Here is an 18308-nt window from a genome sequence, read left to right as displayed (position 1 = left end):
GGAAACTGGTACTGCCAATCCGGATATGGAGAATCTGAAAACACTCTCCAGAAGCTTGCGGGTCAGCATTGATGAGCTGCTGGGAAATAAAATCCCCCTGGAAAAAGAGGTTGTTAAGGAAAAGGAAGTTATTTATGTGCATAACCGCTATACATATGAAAAGCGGTATCGCTCCAAGCTGTCAATCTGTGGAATTCCCCTTGTGGATATCAATGTTGGAAGAGGACGTACGGAGGAAGGCTATTGGCGGGTTGCCAAGGGAATTATTGCGATTGGAAATGTTTCCGTCGGCGTGATTTCCATCGGACTTTTAAGTGTGGGACTATGCAGTCTGGGTCTGCTCACACTGGGGCTATTGTTCGCCATCGGTCCGCTTGCATTATCCTACTTTGCCATTGGCTGTCTGGCTATCGGCTACATCAGCATCGGTGCGATTGCTATCGGTGTATACAGTATCGGTGCGATTTCCATCGGGTTTAAATTTGCCATCGGCGCTCTTGCATATGGTGAGATTGCGATGGGGACAAATCCGGTTGGGGATATCGTATACCATCTGCGCTCCTCCAATACCTGCTTTCTGGATTCGCAGGAATACCTGCAGTTTCAGGAATACCTGTCCAGAGAATCACTGCCGAAAATCATTGAATTCTTTGTACAGGTGATACCATTGTGCTGAAACAAGGAAGCAGCGCTGCTCATACAGGGGAGATTAGATTTCTTAATCGATTGTATAACTGTAAAAAACGGATATAGGTAAACAGAGGTGTGCGAAGCTGCGTATGCTCATATCTGATGCTATGAAGCAGCATTTTCATAAAACACAGTCTTGTGAAAGAAATCAACACAATGCCGGATTCTGTATAGTTCTGGCATTTTTTATATTTCACTTTAGCGATTTAAAAGAATCAGGCTGTCATCCGTATTTTTTTTCTATTCCTGTATTCCTATTGTGAAAAATATGATAAAATGAAGCCTTGTAGGTGATAAAATGAAAAATATGACACAGGGCAATGTCACAAAGCTGATTATGGCATTTGCGATACCTGTTTTACTTGGTAATGTATTTCAGCAATTCTATACCATGGCGGATACCATGATGGTTGGTCAGATTCTGGGGGTAAATTCCCTTGCGGCTATCGGTGCGAGTGCGTCGCTTTCCAATCTGGTTATTGGACTTTGCACTGGTGTTTCCATGGGTGTTTCCATCATGATTGCTCAATATTACGGAGCGCGTGATGAAGAGGGCATGAAAAAAGCCACGGCAGGATGTATCAAGCTTTGCATGATCAGTGTTGTTGTGATCTTTGTAGTCGCAATCCTGTTGAAAAAGCCGCTGCTGTATCTGTTACAGACACCATCCTCCATTCTGGGGATGGCGGATTCCTATCTGACCATTATTATCGTTGGACTGTTTGTGACCATGGCATACAATATGATGGCGAGTATGATGCGTTCCATCGGAGACAGTCGGACACCTCTGTATTTTCTAATCATAGCATCCATTCTCAACGTGGCTCTTGACTATATATTTATCGCAATCATCCAGCTGGGGGTGGCTGGTGCAGCATATGCTACTGTTATTGCACAGCTGGTAAGCGTTATCCTCTGCTTTCTTTATATGCGTAAGAAATATCCGATGTTCATCGTTAAAAAAGAGGATTTCCATGTCGAGCGTGAAATTCTGAGAAAGCAGTTATCCATGGGAATTTCCATGGGCTTGATGAATTCCATCGTTTCTCTAGGCTCTGTCATATTGCAAAGTGCGGTAAACAGTCTGGGAGAAGTAACGATTGCAGCACATACCGCAGCCCGCAAGGTAGTGGAAATGTTTATGCAGCCGCTGATCAGCATTGCGATTGCCGATACGACCTTTGTTTCTCAGAACCTCGGTGCACAGCGGTTTTCCAGAATCCGTGCAGGTATGAAATCCAGTGTATGGATCAGCTTTCTGTGGGTGTGTATTGTGGTTCTCTTATCCTTTACCTGCATTGACTTCTTCATCGGCTTTCTTGTCAATGCAAAGCAGACGGAGGTGATCTCTCTGGCGGCTTATTATACCCGCATCAGCAGTGTCTTCTATTTCATCCTGGCTGTCTTGTTTATTTATCGAAACGGTTTGCAGGGTCTGGGCAACGGCAGGGGTCCGATCATTTCCAGCTGTATCGAAATGGCGGTGAAAATAGCGGCAACCTTTGCCTTGATCCCGTTTACCGGCTATACCGGTGTGTGCCTTGCGGAACCGATTGCATGGTCGCTCATGGGACCGTGTCTGATGGTGTTTTTCTATCGTGATCTCAAAAGAAAGGAACAGCAGCTGGAGATGCATACGATGGAAGCATATCAAAAAATTGAATTACCATAACCAAAACAATGGCATTTGCACAGGATTGCAGATGTCATTTTTACTAATGCAACGGCAAAGCTGTACAAAAATAAAAACAGGTATCCCCGTAAGCAGGATCGAATCGATAGCTTAAAGCTTGTCTTTTTATGAAACAGAAGCTGTAAAAACGAAGGCAGCTATATGAAAAAAGAATTCCAACCAGCAGGCTAGTCAAAATCCTTTTCCAGTGATATTTTCAATATTTCCGTAAAACGCAGAAAGCTGGGTTTTTTGAAAAAATTCTGCAGCAGCTCCTCATTGCGCACAAAGGTGCTCATATAATACCAGAACTGAAATGCCTTCGGATTATTCTTTTCAATGGATACCAGCATAACTACACGAACATTGTGATTCTTATCCCATGCGATGGGCTTTTTCAATACCCCCAGAGATACAAAGGTTTCATCCGAAAACGGTGTGAGCGGATGCGGTACGGCAATGCAGTTACCGAAGTAAGAGCTGGTAATCTGTTCCCTTGCTTTAATGACCTCCAGAAACTCATCATCCAGCTTATATTTTTCAATGGCATTGCGACAGATAATATCCAGAATTTCTTCCTTATCCTTCACCTCACCATAGAAATAACAATCCTCACTGAACTTCTCCAGTATGGAATCCGTGTCTGTATAGCCGTTGATTGCCAGATTGATTTTTTCAAAATCCTTCTCATCCGGGAAAATACTGATCAGTGTAATACCACCCTTATATTTCTCACTGTTTCTATCGGTGGAGAAAATAGCATCATAATCCTCGGTATCGAAATCGTCATTGTCTCCGGTGATAAAGGTAATCTCTGCAATCTGATTGGGAAACCAGGTTAAAATCTTATGACGCAGCAGGACTGTTTCCGACTTGCGAAGCGATGTGATAATCAAGATTTTCTTTGCGGAATTTCCCAGATGAATATTTTCCAGCCCGTAATTGAAATACAGGGACAGATAGGAAATTTCATCCGCAGAAACATTCAGATGAAACCGTTCCTTGATCAGCAGCGTAAAGTATAGGGCGATATCATAAGCAAGCGGAAAGGACTGTTTGATTTCCGGTGCCATCATATTATTAAGCTGTGTTCCGGATTTGATACGGTAAATGAGCGGTACCAGATGCAGTGCAAGAAACAGCTTCAGGCTTTCCGCAGGCTCAAAGTTGACACAGAACTTGTTGCGAATATACAAAAAGGAATCGTTGATAAAATCATTGACCTCCTTTTGTAGATGATCATTTCTGGAGTAATCAAGCTTTCCCAGAATGGTCTGCGTCAACAGATTGATCTCGTTCATCATGTATTGCTTCTTGATGCGGTATCTGGTAAGAAAGCGCGTCAGTATTTCCGTGGAAATCTGATATTCTGTGGAATCCGGCATATCCTGTTCCATTTGCTGTTCAATGAAATGTCCCTTTCTGACTCTGCGCAGTGTGAGTGCGATATGCGCAGTAATATTCTGAATGGTCTGTTCATTGATCTGATAATGGTATTTGAAAAACACATCAGCCACTACATTGTATATATTCGATACATCCTCGGATAATGCAAAGTGATCGGTGGATTCATCATTGATTTCATTTTTTGCGATGCACATCCGCTTGTCAATTTCTCTGCCCTCGATCTTATAGCCGAGATTTGTTTTATGTACCAGTGCAAGATCGTATTGCTTTAACAGCTTTTTGATTTCGTTCAGTGCGTGATACAGTGTGGATTCACTGATATAGAAGGTCTCTGTCAGTGTGTATTTCGATACATAGCCGGTCGCATCCATCAGCATTTTCATAACGGAGTGAACTCGGTTTTTTGTATTACAGGAAAGCTGCAGCGTTTTCTTGCGCAGAATCTCCATGTCCTTTTCAAATGCCGCATCATCCAGTACACATAATCTGGTTCCCTTTCCTGCAAGTGTATCCAGTACAAATGAGGAATAGGAATCGCAAAAATCACGGACGATCTTCAGCTCGTTTTTTACTGTCCGTACACTGATATCAAACATAGCAGCGAGTTCATTGGATGAAACATACGTTCCCCGGTTTTCCACATAAAAAGATAATATCGAGTATTGTCTCTTTGTCAGCATTTTATCACCTGCAATCCTTACCCCCTCTGTTTCATTTTCTAGTATACCCCAATCCATTTCAAAAATATTTTAATCTTATTGCACGAGCATCCGTGCAGAATGGAAAAAGCAATCCTTCGGAAAAGCTGCACGATTGCTGGTGCAATAAAAGAAAAAATAAAAGGCTCGTGCAATGGTAAAGTAAGGGTGTAGTTCAAAGGCCGTTGAACATTAGGTAAAGGAAGTGAAGAAGTGATAGAGCCGATAACGTATGTGATACTGAATCATGGTAGATTTGGAGAGGAGCTGATCAAAAGCGCAGAGCTGATTGCAGGAAAGACAGAGCATATTCATGCAGTTTCTCTATTGTCCGGAATGTCAATAGAGGAGTATTACGAGGAGGTCAGAGACTATCTAACAGGCGTTCAGGGAGAAATCCTTGTGTTGGCGGATCTGTATGGAGGAACTCCCTCCAATGTGGGCATGATGCTGCAGCGGGAGTTTTCACTCCATGTAGTGTGCGGTATCAATCTGCCGATGCTGATAGAGCTGATCTTGAAGCGCAACAATGAAGAATGCACGATCCAGGAGTTAATGGAGGCTGGTCTTGAGGCGGCCAGAGCGTCCATCATACAGCCGAATCCAATTGCATTCGATGAAGAAAGAGGGTGAAGAGCATGACAGAAATCAAACTGATACGAATCGACTTTCGACTGATGCACGGACAGGTTGTCACGAACTGGATCAAGCAGGTATCCGCAGATTCCATCCTGATTGTGGATGATAAGCTGGCGGCAGACAAGTTTTTGGCACAGGTATTCCTGATGGCGGCGCCTCCGGGAGTAAAGGTGGCAATACGTCCGATTGAAAAAGCGGTAGCTGCATTTAAAAAGGATGTATTCAAGGATAAGAAGCTGCTGATTTTGTTTAAATCTGTGGAAAATGCAAAGAAGGCCTTTGATCTGGGATTTCCGATGAAGGCACTGCAGGTAGGTGGTCTTGGCAACGGGACAAACAAGGTCATGATTTCAAATGAGTTGTCGTTAAGCGAACAGGAAGCGGAAATGCTGGAGGCTATGCAGAATGAGGGAGTAGCGGTAACGCTGCAGGTAACGCCGAAGGATCCGGCCTTCACACTCCACGACGCTTTGAAGGAAGTACGAGGGAAATAATGCTGACATGCGGTGAAAACGAGGGTTTAAACCGCATGGTACAGCAAAGAGGGAGCATTAAAAAGCATATTTCAGGAATTATAAAATGAAATGAAAAGGAGATATTTATGAACATAGGATTAGCCCTGGTATTTGGTGTACTCTACTGGCTGGCAACCAATAAACTCTGGTATGGTACACTGCATCTCGTCCGTCAGCCACTGGTGCTGGCGGTTCCGATTGGACTTATTATGGGAAACCTGGGGGATGCGATGAAAATCGGCGCATCTCTGCAGATGATTTATTTAGGCGCAATAGCTCCGGGAGGTACACTGCCTGCGGATGAGGCGCTGGCATCCTGCATTACGATTCCGGTGGCACTGGCAGCCGGATTAGAGCCGGATATCGCTGTAACCATTGCTGTTCCGGTAGGACTTCTGGGAGTTCTGCTGGATAATCTGAAGCGTACCTATCATTCCTACTTTGTCCACCTTGCGGACAAGGCAGCTGAAAAAGGTGATATGAAGGCAATGGGCAGAGCGGAATTCTGGTATCCGTTCTTCTGTTCCATTCCGCTGCGTGTTCTTCCGACAACACTGGCACTGCTGTTTGGAACCGATGCCGTATCCGCGTTCCTGAATGCGATTCCTGCATGGGCGATGAACGGTCTGAGTGTGGCAGGCGGTCTGCTTCCTGCACTTGGCTTTGCGGTAACTATCATGGTCATTGGGAAAAAGGAGCTTATCCCATACTTTATTCTTGGCTTTGCGATGTATGCCTATACAGGAATGAATACGATTGGAATTGCGGTAATTGCAATCTGTATTGCAATTCTTCAATCGCAGTTTACCAACAGTACAGGCAGCACAGTCGCTGTGGATGATGATGAAGGAGATTTCTGATATGAGCGAACTTAATCTGAAGAAAAATGAGGTAATCAAGGGCTGGGCAAAATATTATCTTACCGCCGAGGTAAATTCCGGCTTTGAGCGTTTGACGGCTCCGGCATTCTCCTATGGTATGAGTGCTATTCTTGCGAAGCTGTATAAGGAGGATGAGGAGGAATACAAAAAAGCATTACAGCGTCATTTAATGTTCTACAACTCTGAGGCAACCTGGGGCTCCGTTATTTTCGGTATGACCTGTGCTTTGGAGGAGGAGCGTGCGATTATGCTGCAGGAAGGGGCGGGCAGTGAAGAACTGGAGGCCTCCGCTGATATGATCAGCAACCTGAAGGTTGGTCTGATGGGACCGCTGGCAGGAATTGGAGACACCATCAATCACGGAATGCTTCGTCCGCTGCTGCTATCCATGTTTATTCCACTGGCCGCAGAGGGGAACTGGCTGGCAGGTGTCGGACCGCTGCTGATCTGGGGTGTTGCCATAACATTTCTTGCGTATACACTTGTCACAAAGGGCTATACACTGGGTAGAAAATCAGTGGTATCCATTCTGAAATCCGGTAAGCTGAATCAGTTTATCAAGACAGCCAGCGTGCTTGGTCTGTTTATGATGGGGGCATTGTCTTCCACCTATGTAAAGCTTGTTACACCGATATCATGGGCAAATGCAGTTGGTGAAAAACAGCTGCTGCAGGATGTTTTGAATAAGATTTTCCCGAATATTCTGCCGCTGTTCGTCGTGTTTGGCATTTATTTCTATATTAAGAAAAGCGGTCCGAAGTATGTGCGCATTCTGGTATCCATCCTGGTGCTGTCTGTGGTACTTTCCTTCTTCGGTATCGTATAAGGAGGAGCATGTATGGAACAAAAGCAATGGATTGACTTGAATAACAAGGTTGTGATAGTTACCGGTGGTGCGATGGGAATCGGAGAAGCCATGGTAAAGGATCTGCTTGCCTGCAATGCCAGAGTCGCAATCTTCGATCTGGCAAAGCCGAAGGATTTTTCTGAGGATGATCGCAGGATGTATGTGCATCTGGATATCCGAAACAAAAAAGAGGTTGAGGCTGCTGTTGATGCCGTTGTACAGAAATTCGGCACGGTGGATGCTCTGGTAAACGATGCCGGTGTGACCAGACCGAGGATCCTTGTGGATTACTATGGCAGCGAACCGCAGTATGAGCTGAGCGAAGAGGATTTTGATTTTATGGTTGGTGTCAATCAGAAGGGAACCTTTCTGGTATCACAGGCGGTAACACGCGTATTGTATGGAAAAAAGGAGGGTGTTATCATCAACCTATCCTCCTGTGCAGGATTGATGGGCTCCAGAGGACATAGCTGCTATTCTGCCACAAAGGCTGCGATTCATGCCTTTACAATTTCCTGGGCAAAGGAGCTGGGACCGTATAATATTCGTGTTGTCGGTGTGGCACCGGATATTCTGGACCGTACTCCTGCCAATAATGATGAAAAATATAGAGCACAGGCATACGGTCGCGGCTGGGATGTCAACACCAGACCGGAGGAGTTCTTTAAAAACTACAAATCCTCTATACCGCTGGGAAGACCGGGCCATCTGTATGAGGTAGCGGATCTGATCTGTTATCTGATTTCTGATCATGCCAGCTATATTACCGGTGTCACCATTCCGGTATCCGGAGGAAAAAGCAAGGGATAGAAAGCACAAGGGTTAAATGTAACCACTTGTATAAGAGTACAGCGGTCTGCAGCGCAGGCCGCTTTCCATAAGGTATTTTGCTTTTCTATAGCATGGGCTGTAGAAAAAGCAATGTAGAAAAGCAAGTTCTACATGTTAAAAAGATGTCAACCGCCTTGCGATATGGACCCATGGAGAAATGGGAGATTGGAGGAACATGAAAGAGGCAGTACTTATTGGTGCAGGACAGACAGGGCGCGGCTTTATCGCACCCATCCTGCAGACAAATGCATATCATATTACGTTTATTGATAAAAATAAAGAGCTTATCGACCGGCTGAATGCGGAAAAATCCTATACCGTTCACTACTTCGGTGATGGGAAGGAGCCGGTTACTGTTACCGGCTATGATGCTTATACGACAGCGGATGAGGAAGTCATAGAGAAGCTGGCACACTCAGATTTGATTACGACAAGTGTATTCGCAGGCAATATAAAGAAGCTGGTAGGGCTACTGAGTGCTGCGGCTGAACTGTGTGGTGAAAAGCAGTTGCGGATCGTATGCTGTGAAAACGGTGTCCACGTAAAACAGCCGCTTGTGGATGCGAATATATCCGACAGCATTTCCGAGGGTGTGATCTTCTGTACAACACTGCAGCCAAAGGAAAAAAGTCTGGCACTGATCAGCGAGGATGTCGCAGAGCTGCCAGTGGACGGCAGTGTAAAGGGGATGATTCCAGACATTGTGGGAATGCCGCTGGAAGCAGATTTTCCATCCCTGATTCAAAGAAAAATTTATACGTATAATTTCATGAGTGCGATTGTTGCGTATCTTGGGGATTATCTGCAATATGAGGTTTACGGAGAAGCCGCAAATGATCCGCAGATTATGGAGCTGATGGATCGAGCAGTACCGGTTGTCAGTACAATCATCGCAAGAGAATATGCAGTGGAACAGGATGTGCAGCTTGCCTTTACCATGCGAGCAGTGCATAAATTCCGTAATCGGGAAATCTATGATACGGTGTATCGGAATGCGCGGCAGGCACAACGGAAGCTGAACAAAGAAGAGCGGCTGTATGAGCCTCTTCGGCTTGCTGAAAAATATGGACAGAAATGCGGGTATATCCTACTTGCGGCAGCTGCGGCTATGCGGTATGCTGTGGTGAAGGAAAACAGCAATCCGGATACTCTTATGAAGATGTATGAGAATTTTCACTCCGCGGATAAGCTGAAGGAAGTGTATGGGTTGCTGAAGGAAAGCATATCCCTAAAGGATGTTATCAAATTCTGCGCTGAGTTCTAGGTGTATGATTTCCTTATCTATGAGCATTCCATGCATTAACGCAGAGCGCCTGATACCTGTTAAAAATATGCAGCATCCCATCATGTAATTTTAACAATATTTTTAATACCTGTGATACGGATGCGGCAGAAAGTTGGATGAAAAAACTGTTTTATAAAGTCTTATGCTTATAAAACAGTTTTCTTATTTGGGATTGTATGTATTACTACATTGACATAACCTGATTCTTCAGCTCCTGATAAGTGTTGCAGACCAGTATCAAGTTGGATACGGCTTCAAACTGTTCATCATTCAAAGAGAGCAGCCAGGCTGAGCAATCCTCATGATACTTACTTTTAAGCTGCTTTATTAACAGCAATGCTTCTCCTTCCTTTTTTCCTTCTTCAAAGCTGTCCTCCAAGCCATAGCGGTAACGTGCCTCCCCCATCTGAATCGCCATTGCGGTTGACCACAGCTCATCATCCTTCTGCATTTCCTCGTACTTGTCCATGAATACCTTCACCAGCCTTTCCTTTGACTTCAGTATATCATTTTTTCCATTGTTTTCAAACAGATACACCAGCTGTTCAAAGTCATTCAGCCTCTGTATTTCCTTCTCCCTTACGATGTCATTGATTGCCGGCATATGAATATAGGTGCGAAGGATGAGCGGATAGTAGCTTTCCTTCTCTCCCTGCTCATTGCGCATCTGATACTGATTGATCAGATTTCTGTTGTTCCATGCATACTCGTCAATGAAAATAATCTGATATACCGGCTTTAAATCCTTATACTTCTTACCGCTGTTCAGCTGATTGTTCAATGCTCTGGCACCGTAAAATTCAAAACGCATCATTTCCGCTAATCCCTTGTAGGTGGTCTGCATCTCGATATTGAAATGACGGTTTTGTTCATCCTTCACATGAACATCCAGAATGATGCGCTTCTTTCCGATAATGTCCGGATCCAGATTGGGATTGAGCACAGTGCTTTCCTTTACCCGGATTCCGGTAACGCGTTCAATAATGGTGTTGCGGGCGTACACAGAGCCTTCATCCTCACGGGAAAGGGTGTACTTAAAAAAAAGATCGTTACTGTAGTTTAGCTGATTCATTGCATTTGACATTTATATGTCCTCCATTCTGTAAGGGTTCCTTACACCCCTATATACGTATGGAAGATGCTGAATTCCTAAATAATCCACGAATTATTGATATTTATTGGAATCTACATACACTAAAGACGAATGAAAGGAAAAGCACCTTACAAAACAGCAGGTTGCTCACATATTTTATCAGCAACAGGCTAGAACCCGGTGTTTCTTTTCTGTACTGTTTTCTACTTGGCGATGCGTATTACATCAGATACATGAAAAAATTTACATTTCTGTTTCTTATTTACACATGCTGTTTCATGAGCTATAATGAATATACAGATTGTGTTGACGCATGACCTGCATTCAAAATTGAATAACAAGTCTTTGTGGCAGGGTGAAATTCCCTACCGATGGTGATAGTCCATGACCCGCGTAATGAGCGGCTGAGCCAGCGAAATTCTGGCACCGACGGTAAAGTCCGGATGAGAAAAGACATTTTCTGTAAACGCACACCTGAAGACGAGTTTTTTCGTAGTCAGGTGTTTTTTTGAAATGGAGGAGATGTGAATTGAAAAACAACATGAGTGCAAAACGGCTTGCCCTGATCGGTATGCTTGGTGCACTGGGAGCGATACTGATGATGTTTCGCTTTCCCATTCCGTTTATGCCGCCCTTTCTAAGCTTTGATCTGGCCGCAATTCCGGAGCTGATCGGAGCCTTCGCTCTGGGACCGGTGGCAGGTGTTCTGATTGTCTTTATCCGTGTTATGGTTCAGATGGTGATTTCCGGATCCAATTCCATGTTTACCGGAGAGCTGCAGAGCTTTTTGCTGGGAGTTGCCCTGGTACTGCCTGCGTCTTTGCTGTACCGTCACAAGAAGACACGAAAGGAAGCACTGCTGGGAATGACAGCAGGGACTCTGGTTAGTACCTTTGTTGCAGTGCTGACCAATCTGTATTTGATTATTCCGTTCTATGTTGCCCTGTATGATATGAATATGGACCAGATTATCCTTTCCTGTTCCAAGGTCAATTCGATGATGAATTCTGTCACTACCATGGTGATACTGGGCATCGTACCGTTTAACCTGATAAAATACGGTATCAGCTGCCTGATTACCTTTGCCGTATACAAGAAAATAAGTCCGATGATTCACCGATTCGCAAATCGTCAGTAAGGAGGAAAAGAAGATGACATTTGAAGAAGGAGTAGCATTGCTGTTTCACAAACTGGGAGATTCCAAAATTATGGCACTTGGCTCCAGCGTTAATGATTACGTCATGGTGCGTAATGTAAGCTGTCTGTTTTATGATGGAAAAATCTATTTCAAGACCGATAAGAATTTCCGCAAGACACAGCAGCTGTATCGAAACCCGCAGGTGGCACTCTGCACAGGTGGCGTTCAGGTAGAGGGAATCGCCGTAAACAAGGGGCTTGTCGTGGACGAGCCGGGAAGAAGGTTTGAAGCCTTGTATAAGAAATATCTGTGGCAGAGCTATAATGCATACAGCCATGAGGATACGGAGATTCTGATTGAGGTAACCCCGCGATTCGTGGAAATATGGGATGAGGATGAGAACCGCAATGCGTTTCAGATCTTCCTAGACTTTGATAAAAAGACAGTGGAAATCAAGCCGTACGATTAACGTATGCATACGACGGGTACAGGATTAGATAATACTGTACCTTTTTCTATATATCAGATACATTCACCCTCTTTTTCCTTGCCTGCAGCATTCAACGTACACAACAGTATAACGAAGTCGATTTTCTTCTCATTCTGCAGGTTTTTGTGGTATACTACAGTTGCCTGTAAGGCAGGGAGTGATTTCTATGATGAAAGATTATTTAGTAAAGGCGCTTGCGTGCAATGAGCATGTGAGAATCTATATATGCTCTTCTACGCATATGGCGGAGGAAGCAAGAAAACGTTTTGATTTATGGCCGACTAGTGCGGCTACCCTGGGACGTGTGTTAACTGTGGGTTCCATGATGGGAAGCATGCTGAAAACAGCACAGGAACAGATTACGATTCGCATCAACGGCGGAGGTCCCATCGGTACCATTCTGGTAGATGCCTACAGTGACGGTCATGTGCGCGGCTTTGTGAGTGACCCGCATATCATGCTGCAATACAATGATACCGGAAAACTGGCGGTCGGAGCTGCTGTGGGAAAAGACGGATATCTGGAAGTTGTGAAGGATATGAACATGAAGGAAAACTGGAGCGGTACCGTTGCTCTGCAGAGTGGTGAAATCGGTGATGACTTTGCCTACTATTTTACCGCAAGTGAACAGACACCGTCCGCAGTCAGTGTCGGTGTACTGGTTGATACCGATAATTCCATTCTTTCCGCAGGCGGCATGATTATCCAGATGCTTCCGGATGCAGAGGAAGAGGATATCGTAAAGGTGGAACAGATTGTAGCAAATCTAAGGCATATGTCCACGATGATTCAGGAATATGAAAGTCTGGAGGATATTCTCCGTGATCTGTTTGACGATGTCAGAATCCTGACAGGACAGGATATTGAATTCCGCTGTAAATGTGATCGTGCAACCATGAAGCGTGTTCTGACAACCCTTCCAAAGGAGGAACGCCAGCAGATGATCGAAGAGGATCACGGCTGTGAGATTACCTGCAATTTCTGTGGAGAGAAATATCAATTCAGCGAGGAAGAGCTTCTGGAGCTGGAAAGGTTTATGGATGCACATGCCAAATAACAGCTGGAAAATCAGAGATATTGTAATACCGAATCAGGTGGTAATCGCACCGATGGCAGGGATATCCAATCCTGCCTTTCGTGTAATCTGCAAGGAATTTGGTGCCGGTCTTATTTATACAGAGATGGTTTCGGATAAGGCGCTGTATTATGATAATGAAAAAACAGTAGGTATGACGGATGTCGAGGAACAGGAGCATCCTTTGGCCATGCAGATTTTCGGACATGATATAGAGACAATGGTATATGCCGCAAAATTTCTGGATGAAAAAACCGATTGTGATATCATTGATATCAATATGGGATGTCCTGTCACAAAAATTGTGAAATCCTTTGCGGGAAGCGCCCTGATGAAGGATGTTGATCATGCTGTGGAAATGAGCAGGGCGGTTGTTCAGAGTGTGAAAAAACCGGTTACCGTAAAAATGCGGATTGGCTGGGATATGGATCAGATTACTTGTCTTGAGCTTGCCCGCGGTCTGGAGTCTGTCGGAGTGCAGGCACTTGCTGTGCATGGACGAACCAGAAAACAGATGTATGAGGGCTGTGCAGACTGGTCCTATATTAAAAAGGTGAAGGAAGCCGTATCCATTCCCGTAATGGGGAACGGGGATGTGCGAAGCGGTGAGGATGCAGAGAGGATGCTGAAGGAAACCGGCTGTGATGCTGTCATGATCGGCCGCGGTGTTTTGGGGGATCCCTGGCTGATCAAGGATATTGCCCATTATCTGGAATGCGGTAAGCATATGCCGGAGGTAACGCTGGAGGAAACGTTCGCAATGGCCAGACTGCACGCAAAACGCCTGTGTAATCTGAAGGGTGAATTCGTCGGTATTCGAGAAATGCGCGGACATGCTGCATGGTATGTGAAGGGGCTGCCAAAGAGCCATCAGCTCAAGGATCAGCTGAGCAAAATCGAAACCTACGAGGAAATGCAAAGCATATTATCCGCATATGAAGCAGAGTATGCGAGAATACAGGAACAGTATAAACAGGGGAACCGTTGAGGTGGTGCTTCATAGCCGGGTAGATATCGCTGTGCTTTGTTATGCCATCCGTTTCAGACGGTTTTTCTTTTTACATTGCGGTATGGAAGAATCAGATCTTTTATCCATATACCTTAGTTGCTGACAATTTTATCATCAGGAGGTATATGGGAATAATGTCCCAGCATGTATTCCTGTTTTTCTGTTGAAAACCGCCGTGGTTTTCCATGGTCAATACGCTCTTCATTTGCACGAAGGGATCAGTATATGTGTGTACATATTCAATAAACAAAAGGAAAGAGACATATTTTCACATTGTTTGGATATCTTTTACATGAAATATCTCGTATAATGATTGATGAGGTGATAGCATGAAATTTAAGGATTATAACTATGAGCGTTACAGCTATGAGGCTTATGCAGAGGCAATGCAGCAGGCAGGCACCAGGCTGAAGGAAGCAAAGGACTATCAAAGCTTCAAGAAAGCATTTGATGAGGGGAAACGGGCATTTGAGCATCTGGATACGATGTATAATATCTGTTATGTCCGCTATACGATCAATACAAACGATGCCTTTTATCAGAAGGAAAACGATTACTGGGACGAGGCAATGCCGAAGATGAAGTCCCTGACAACGGCGTTTGACAAAGAGGTGCTGGCTTCACCGTTTGCGGAGGAATTGAAAAAGGATGTTCCGGAAACCTATTTCCTGCTTGCGGAGTTTGCACAGAAGAGCTTTTGTGATGAAATAATCGAAGAGCTGCAGGAGGAAAACCGTTTGCAGAGCAGTTATCAGAAGCTGATAGCCAGTGCACAGATTCCCTTCGATGGTGATATCTATACTCTATCAGAGCTTGGTGTAAAGATGGAATGTGATGATCGTGACATTCGTAAACGTGCCACCCAGGCATACTGGGGATGGATGCAGTCACACCAGGATGAGATTGATGATTTATATGACCGCATGGTTAAGGTACGCGATCGCATGGCGAAAAAGCTGGGCTATAAGAATTATGTTGAGCTGGCATATATGCTGCAGTGCCGCTTTGATTACAAGCAGGAGGATGTGGCAAATTACCGCCGGCAGGTTCTGGAGGATGTTGTACCGTTATGCAATGCATTATATGAACGGCAGCGGGAACGTTTAGGCTATGACAGGCTGCACGTATACGATGAAAAATACGAATTTGCAAGCGGCAACCCGACACCGAAATACGATACACAGGAAATGATTGCACGCGCAAACACAATGTATCATGAGCTGGATGAACGCTGTGGAACGTTCTTTGATTTCATGGTGGAGCATGACCTGCTGGATCTTGACAGTAAAAAGGGAAAGGCAGGCGGAGGCTATTGCACCGTGTTTGCCGAAGATCGCTCTCCGTTTATTTTCAGTAATTTTAATAAGACAAGCCATGATGCGGAGGTTCTCACTCATGAGGCAGGGCATGCCTTCCAGGTGTTTACTTCCATGGGAATCCGACCGGTGGAGTGTATCTGGCCAACCTATGAGAGCTGTGAAATTCACTCTATGAGTATGGAATTCTTTACATGGCCGTGGATGGAGACCTTCTTTGAGGAGGATGCGGACAAGTATCGATTCCTTCATCTTGGCGGAGCCGCTAAGTTCATCCCTTACGGCGTTCTGGTGGATCATTTCCAGCATGAGGTGTATGAGCATCCGGAAATGACACCGGCGGAAAGACGGCAGACCTGGAGAAGATTGGAAAAACAGTATCTGCCGCATAAGGATTATACGGACTGTGAATTTCTGGAGAATGGAGGATGGTGGTTCCGTCAGAGTCATATCTTTATGACACCGTTCTATTATATTGATTATACACTGGCACAGGTGTGTGCATTGCAGTTCTGGTATCGTCTGTATCAGAAGGATGAAAACGCATTTGAGGATTATTATCGCATCTGTCAGATTGGTGGAACGAAGACATTCACGCAAATCGTTGCGGCAGCGAATCTGAAGGTTCCATTTGCGGATGGGTGCTTAAAGGATGTCATGAAGGCAGTGCGCAGCTATCTGGATCAGGTGGATGACAAAGCACTTTGATGCCGGTAACGGGGAAGCTGCATATTCTTGAAATGGCGTGCCGACAGCGATAGCTGAAGGGCTTGTATGAAGTGCTGAAGCATTTGAAGGGCTTGTCATCCACATGGTATTCGTAAACCTTTCACCATAAGGAAGGAATCATGGAAAGCCTTGTTTTATCGGTAATTTTAAGGAGTTTTCGATTGACAAAGGCAGGGTTTGTCTATATAATCATAATCGTAAATATGGCTGTGATAAGAGAGTACTGTTTGTGAAAGCTTTCAGAGAGTATGCACGTTTGGTGAGAGTGCAGCAGTGGAACCTGCAGGAAATAAAGACTTGGAGCTTTCCGATCAGGACGTTTCCTTCACGTTACGAAGAGACTTGAAACACAGTCACTAAGGCTGCGCGGGGAAACCTGCCGGCGAATTAGGGTGGTACCACGATGAAGCTCTCGTCCCTATGTTGGAAGAGAGCTTTTTATATGGAAATAGAAAAGGAGCAGATTATGGAAAAGTTAACTGAACAGGAAGTTATCCGTCGACAGAAAATGGAAGATCTGCGTGCCATGGGCATCGAGCCGTTCGGGCATGCATATCAGAGAACACACAAATCCGGAGAAATACGTGCAGCATATGAAGACTGTACGAAGGAAGAGCTGGAAGAAAAAGATCTGACAGTGAAAATTGCGGGACGTATCATGACGAAGAGACGTCAGGGAAAGGCCGGCTTCATGCATATTCAGGATATCGACGGACAGATTCAGATTTATGTTCGTAAGGATGTTATCGGTGAAGAGGCCTATGAGGTGTTCAAGAAGTCGGATCTTGGAGATATTGTAGGAATTGAAGGAAAGGTCATGAAGACAAATCATGGAGAGCTTTCTGTAAAGGCCGAGGTGTATACGCATCTGACGAAGGCACTGCGCCCACTGCCTGAGAAGTATCATGGCTTACAGGATGTAGAGGAGCGTTTCCGCCGCCGTTATGTGGACCTGATTACCAATGAAAACAGCAAGCGTATCGCATTGACAAGACCTAGAATTATCCGTGCTATTCAAAATTATCTGGACGGTGAAGGATTGGTTGAGGTGGAGACACCGGTGCTGCAGCCGATTCTGGGTGGAGCGAGTGCAAGACCGTTTGTGACGCATCACAATACTTTGGATATGCCGTTTTATCTGCGTATCGCAACAGAGCTGCCTTTGAAGAGACTGATCGTCGGTGGCCTTGAGGGTGTATATGAGATTGGCAGATTATTCCGTAATGAGGGAATGGATGCTACACACAATCCGGAGTTTACAACGGTGGAGGCCTATGTGGCATATTCTGATCTGAGCGGGATGATGGATCTGGTGGAAGGTCTGTTGAATCATGTGGCAGAGACGGTATGCGGAACGACAGAAATCGAGTGGCAGGATAAGACGATTTCTTTGAAGGCACCGTTTAAGAGATTACATATGGTGGATGGTATCAAGGAAGCATGCGGTGTTGATTTCTGGCAGGAAATGAGCTTTGCGGATGCATGTGCAATTGCGAAGGAGCATGATATTGAGGTTGAGAAGAAGCATAACAGTGTCGGACATATTATCAATCTGTTTTTTGAGAAGTATGTTGAGGAAACGCTGATTCAGCCAACATATGTATATGGGCATCCGGTGGAAATCAGTCCGCTTGCGAAGAAGAATGCGCAGGATCCTAGATTTGCGGATCGCTATGAGCTGTTTATTGACGGGCATGAGTATGCGAATGCATTCTCTGAGCTGAATGATCCGATTGATCAAAGAGAGCGTTTTGAGAATCAGCTGAAGCTGCGTGATCTGGGGGATGATGAAGCAAATGAGATGGATACGGATTATGTGGAGGCATTGGAGTATGGTCTGCCGCCAACCGGTGGTGTTGGATTGGGAATTGACCGACTGGTGATGCTGTTGACAAATTCACAGACGATACGGGAAGTGTTGCTGTTCCCACATATGCGTCTTAATAAATAAAGTAACGCAACCTATTTGGGTTGCGTTGTTTGTCTATTTACT

At 44.9% G+C, this 18308-nt stretch carries 16 protein-coding genes and 1 riboswitch; of the genes, 14 read left to right on the top strand and 2 right to left on the bottom strand.

Annotated elements, in window-relative coordinates:
* Positions 1 to 25 precede the first annotated feature (25 nt).
* Entirely contained in the window at positions 26 to 676 is a 651-nt protein-coding gene (locus ACG3M1_RS21410) for a hypothetical protein (RefSeq protein ID WP_009269926.1), read from the top strand.
* Positions 677 to 988: 312 nt separating this feature from the next.
* A complete protein-coding gene (locus tag ACG3M1_RS21405) occupies positions 989 to 2362 on the top strand; it encodes an MATE family efflux transporter (RefSeq protein WP_008816385.1) in 1374 nt (457 codons plus the stop codon).
* A gap of 188 nt (positions 2363 to 2550) precedes the next feature.
* Here the strand turns inward: ACG3M1_RS21405 and ACG3M1_RS21400 are convergent, their stop codons facing one another.
* Positions 2551 to 4449: a BglG family transcription antiterminator gene (locus tag ACG3M1_RS21400; protein ID WP_227761436.1), complete on the bottom strand. Its 1899-nt coding sequence runs from the start codon at positions 4447 to 4449 to the stop codon at positions 2551 to 2553.
* Between the two features lie 231 nt (positions 4450 to 4680).
* On the opposite strand from ACG3M1_RS21400, the gene ACG3M1_RS21395 reads away from it, so the two are divergent.
* From ACG3M1_RS21395 to ACG3M1_RS21370, 6 genes are all read left to right on the top strand, one after another.
* The gene (locus ACG3M1_RS21395; protein ID WP_002606318.1) at positions 4681 to 5100 is read left to right on the top strand and encodes a PTS sugar transporter subunit IIA; all 420 of its coding nucleotides are present in this window, start codon (positions 4681 to 4683) and stop codon (positions 5098 to 5100) included.
* Positions 5101 to 5105: 5 nt separating this feature from the next.
* Positions 5106 to 5600 carry a PTS sugar transporter subunit IIB gene (locus ACG3M1_RS21390; protein ID WP_002606317.1) on the top strand — a complete coding sequence of 165 codons (495 nt, stop codon included), beginning with the start codon at positions 5106 to 5108 and terminating at the stop codon, positions 5598 to 5600.
* A 107-nt stretch (positions 5601 to 5707) separates the two neighbouring features.
* Positions 5708 to 6481: a PTS mannose/fructose/sorbose/N-acetylgalactosamine transporter subunit IIC gene (locus ACG3M1_RS21385; RefSeq protein ID WP_002606315.1), complete on the top strand. Its 774-nt coding sequence runs from the start codon at positions 5708 to 5710 to the stop codon at positions 6479 to 6481.
* Between the two features lies 1 nt (position 6482).
* Positions 6483 to 7328, top strand: coding sequence for a PTS system mannose/fructose/sorbose family transporter subunit IID (locus tag ACG3M1_RS21380; protein WP_009269924.1), 846 nt, complete (start codon positions 6483 to 6485; stop codon positions 7326 to 7328).
* Between the two features lie 12 nt (positions 7329 to 7340).
* Positions 7341 to 8159, top strand: coding sequence for a sorbitol-6-phosphate dehydrogenase subunit (locus ACG3M1_RS21375; protein WP_008816389.1), 819 nt, complete (start codon positions 7341 to 7343; stop codon positions 8157 to 8159).
* A 196-nt stretch (positions 8160 to 8355) separates the two neighbouring features.
* Positions 8356 to 9444, top strand: coding sequence for a mannitol dehydrogenase (locus tag ACG3M1_RS21370; RefSeq protein ID WP_009269923.1), 1089 nt, complete (start codon positions 8356 to 8358; stop codon positions 9442 to 9444).
* A gap of 205 nt (positions 9445 to 9649) precedes the next feature.
* Here the strand turns inward: ACG3M1_RS21370 and ACG3M1_RS21365 are convergent, their stop codons facing one another.
* The gene (locus ACG3M1_RS21365; RefSeq protein ID WP_009269922.1) at positions 9650 to 10549 is read right to left on the bottom strand and encodes a PD-(D/E)XK nuclease family transposase; all 900 of its coding nucleotides are present in this window, start codon (positions 10547 to 10549) and stop codon (positions 9650 to 9652) included.
* Positions 10550 to 10895: 346 nt separating this feature from the next.
* A riboswitch (FMN riboswitch) is annotated at positions 10896 to 11017 on the top strand.
* A gap of 70 nt (positions 11018 to 11087) precedes the next feature.
* On the opposite strand from ACG3M1_RS21365, the gene ACG3M1_RS21360 reads away from it, so the two are divergent.
* The 6 genes from ACG3M1_RS21360 (at position 11088) to lysS (ending at position 18266) form a co-directional block, all read left to right on the top strand.
* A complete protein-coding gene (locus ACG3M1_RS21360; protein WP_395814575.1) occupies positions 11088 to 11696 on the top strand; it encodes an ECF transporter S component in 609 nt (202 codons plus the stop codon).
* Positions 11697 to 11709: 13 nt separating this feature from the next.
* Positions 11710 to 12165 carry a pyridoxamine 5'-phosphate oxidase family protein gene (locus ACG3M1_RS21355; RefSeq protein ID WP_002606309.1) on the top strand — a complete coding sequence of 152 codons (456 nt, stop codon included), beginning with the start codon at positions 11710 to 11712 and terminating at the stop codon, positions 12163 to 12165.
* A 187-nt stretch (positions 12166 to 12352) separates the two neighbouring features.
* Positions 12353 to 13243: an Hsp33 family molecular chaperone HslO gene (gene hslO, locus ACG3M1_RS21350; protein ID WP_008816393.1), complete on the top strand. Its 891-nt coding sequence runs from the start codon at positions 12353 to 12355 to the stop codon at positions 13241 to 13243.
* Positions 13227 to 14249: a tRNA dihydrouridine synthase DusB gene (dusB, locus tag ACG3M1_RS21345; protein ID WP_419895634.1), complete on the top strand. Its 1023-nt coding sequence runs from the start codon at positions 13227 to 13229 to the stop codon at positions 14247 to 14249. The genes hslO and dusB overlap by 17 nt, the downstream gene beginning before the upstream one ends.
* A gap of 350 nt (positions 14250 to 14599) precedes the next feature.
* Positions 14600 to 16294 (top strand): M3 family oligoendopeptidase, encoded by a 1695-nt coding sequence (locus ACG3M1_RS21340; protein ID WP_008816395.1) that lies wholly within the window; start codon positions 14600 to 14602, stop codon positions 16292 to 16294.
* A 487-nt stretch (positions 16295 to 16781) separates the two neighbouring features.
* On the top strand, positions 16782 to 18266 hold the full coding sequence (gene lysS, locus ACG3M1_RS21335; protein WP_008816396.1) for a lysine--tRNA ligase: 1485 nt from the start codon (positions 16782 to 16784) through the stop codon (positions 18264 to 18266).
* Positions 18267 to 18308: the final 42 nt, after the last annotated feature.

It is taken from the genome of Clostridium sp. 10cd* (assembly GCF_044336395.1).
In the GTDB taxonomy this organism is placed as follows: domain Bacteria; phylum Bacillota_I; class Bacilli_A; order Erysipelotrichales; family Erysipelotrichaceae; genus Clostridium_AQ; species Clostridium_AQ innocuum.
The sequence above is the reverse complement of the archived record's forward strand: the minus strand, read 5'-3'. Positions and strand labels throughout refer to the sequence as shown.

Excerpts from the sequence above, each read along its gene's own strand:
- ACG3M1_RS21410 (WP_009269926.1), top strand. The coding sequence starts at position 26 with ATGGAGAATCTGAAAACACTCTCCAGAAGCTTGCGGGTCAGCATTGAT.
- ACG3M1_RS21405 (WP_008816385.1), top strand. The coding sequence starts at position 989 with ATGAAAAATATGACACAGGGCAATGTCACAAAGCTGATTATGGCATTT.
- ACG3M1_RS21400 (WP_227761436.1), bottom strand. The coding sequence starts at position 4,449 with ATGCTGACAAAGAGACAATACTCGATATTATCTTTTTATGTGGAAAAC.
- ACG3M1_RS21390 (WP_002606317.1), top strand. The coding sequence starts at position 5,106 with ATGACAGAAATCAAACTGATACGAATCGACTTTCGACTGATGCACGGA.
- ACG3M1_RS21385 (WP_002606315.1), top strand. The coding sequence starts at position 5,708 with ATGAACATAGGATTAGCCCTGGTATTTGGTGTACTCTACTGGCTGGCA.
- ACG3M1_RS21380 (WP_009269924.1), top strand. The coding sequence starts at position 6,483 with ATGAGCGAACTTAATCTGAAGAAAAATGAGGTAATCAAGGGCTGGGCA.
- ACG3M1_RS21375 (WP_008816389.1), top strand. The coding sequence starts at position 7,341 with ATGGAACAAAAGCAATGGATTGACTTGAATAACAAGGTTGTGATAGTT.
- ACG3M1_RS21370 (WP_009269923.1), top strand. The coding sequence starts at position 8,356 with ATGAAAGAGGCAGTACTTATTGGTGCAGGACAGACAGGGCGCGGCTTT.
- ACG3M1_RS21365 (WP_009269922.1), bottom strand. The coding sequence starts at position 10,549 with ATGTCAAATGCAATGAATCAGCTAAACTACAGTAACGATCTTTTTTTT.
- ACG3M1_RS21355 (WP_002606309.1), top strand. The coding sequence starts at position 11,710 with ATGACATTTGAAGAAGGAGTAGCATTGCTGTTTCACAAACTGGGAGAT.
- hslO (WP_008816393.1), top strand. The coding sequence starts at position 12,353 with ATGATGAAAGATTATTTAGTAAAGGCGCTTGCGTGCAATGAGCATGTG.
- dusB (WP_419895634.1), top strand. The coding sequence starts at position 13,227 with ATGCACATGCCAAATAACAGCTGGAAAATCAGAGATATTGTAATACCG.
- ACG3M1_RS21340 (WP_008816395.1), top strand. The coding sequence starts at position 14,600 with ATGAAATTTAAGGATTATAACTATGAGCGTTACAGCTATGAGGCTTAT.
- lysS (WP_008816396.1), top strand. The coding sequence starts at position 16,782 with ATGGAAAAGTTAACTGAACAGGAAGTTATCCGTCGACAGAAAATGGAA.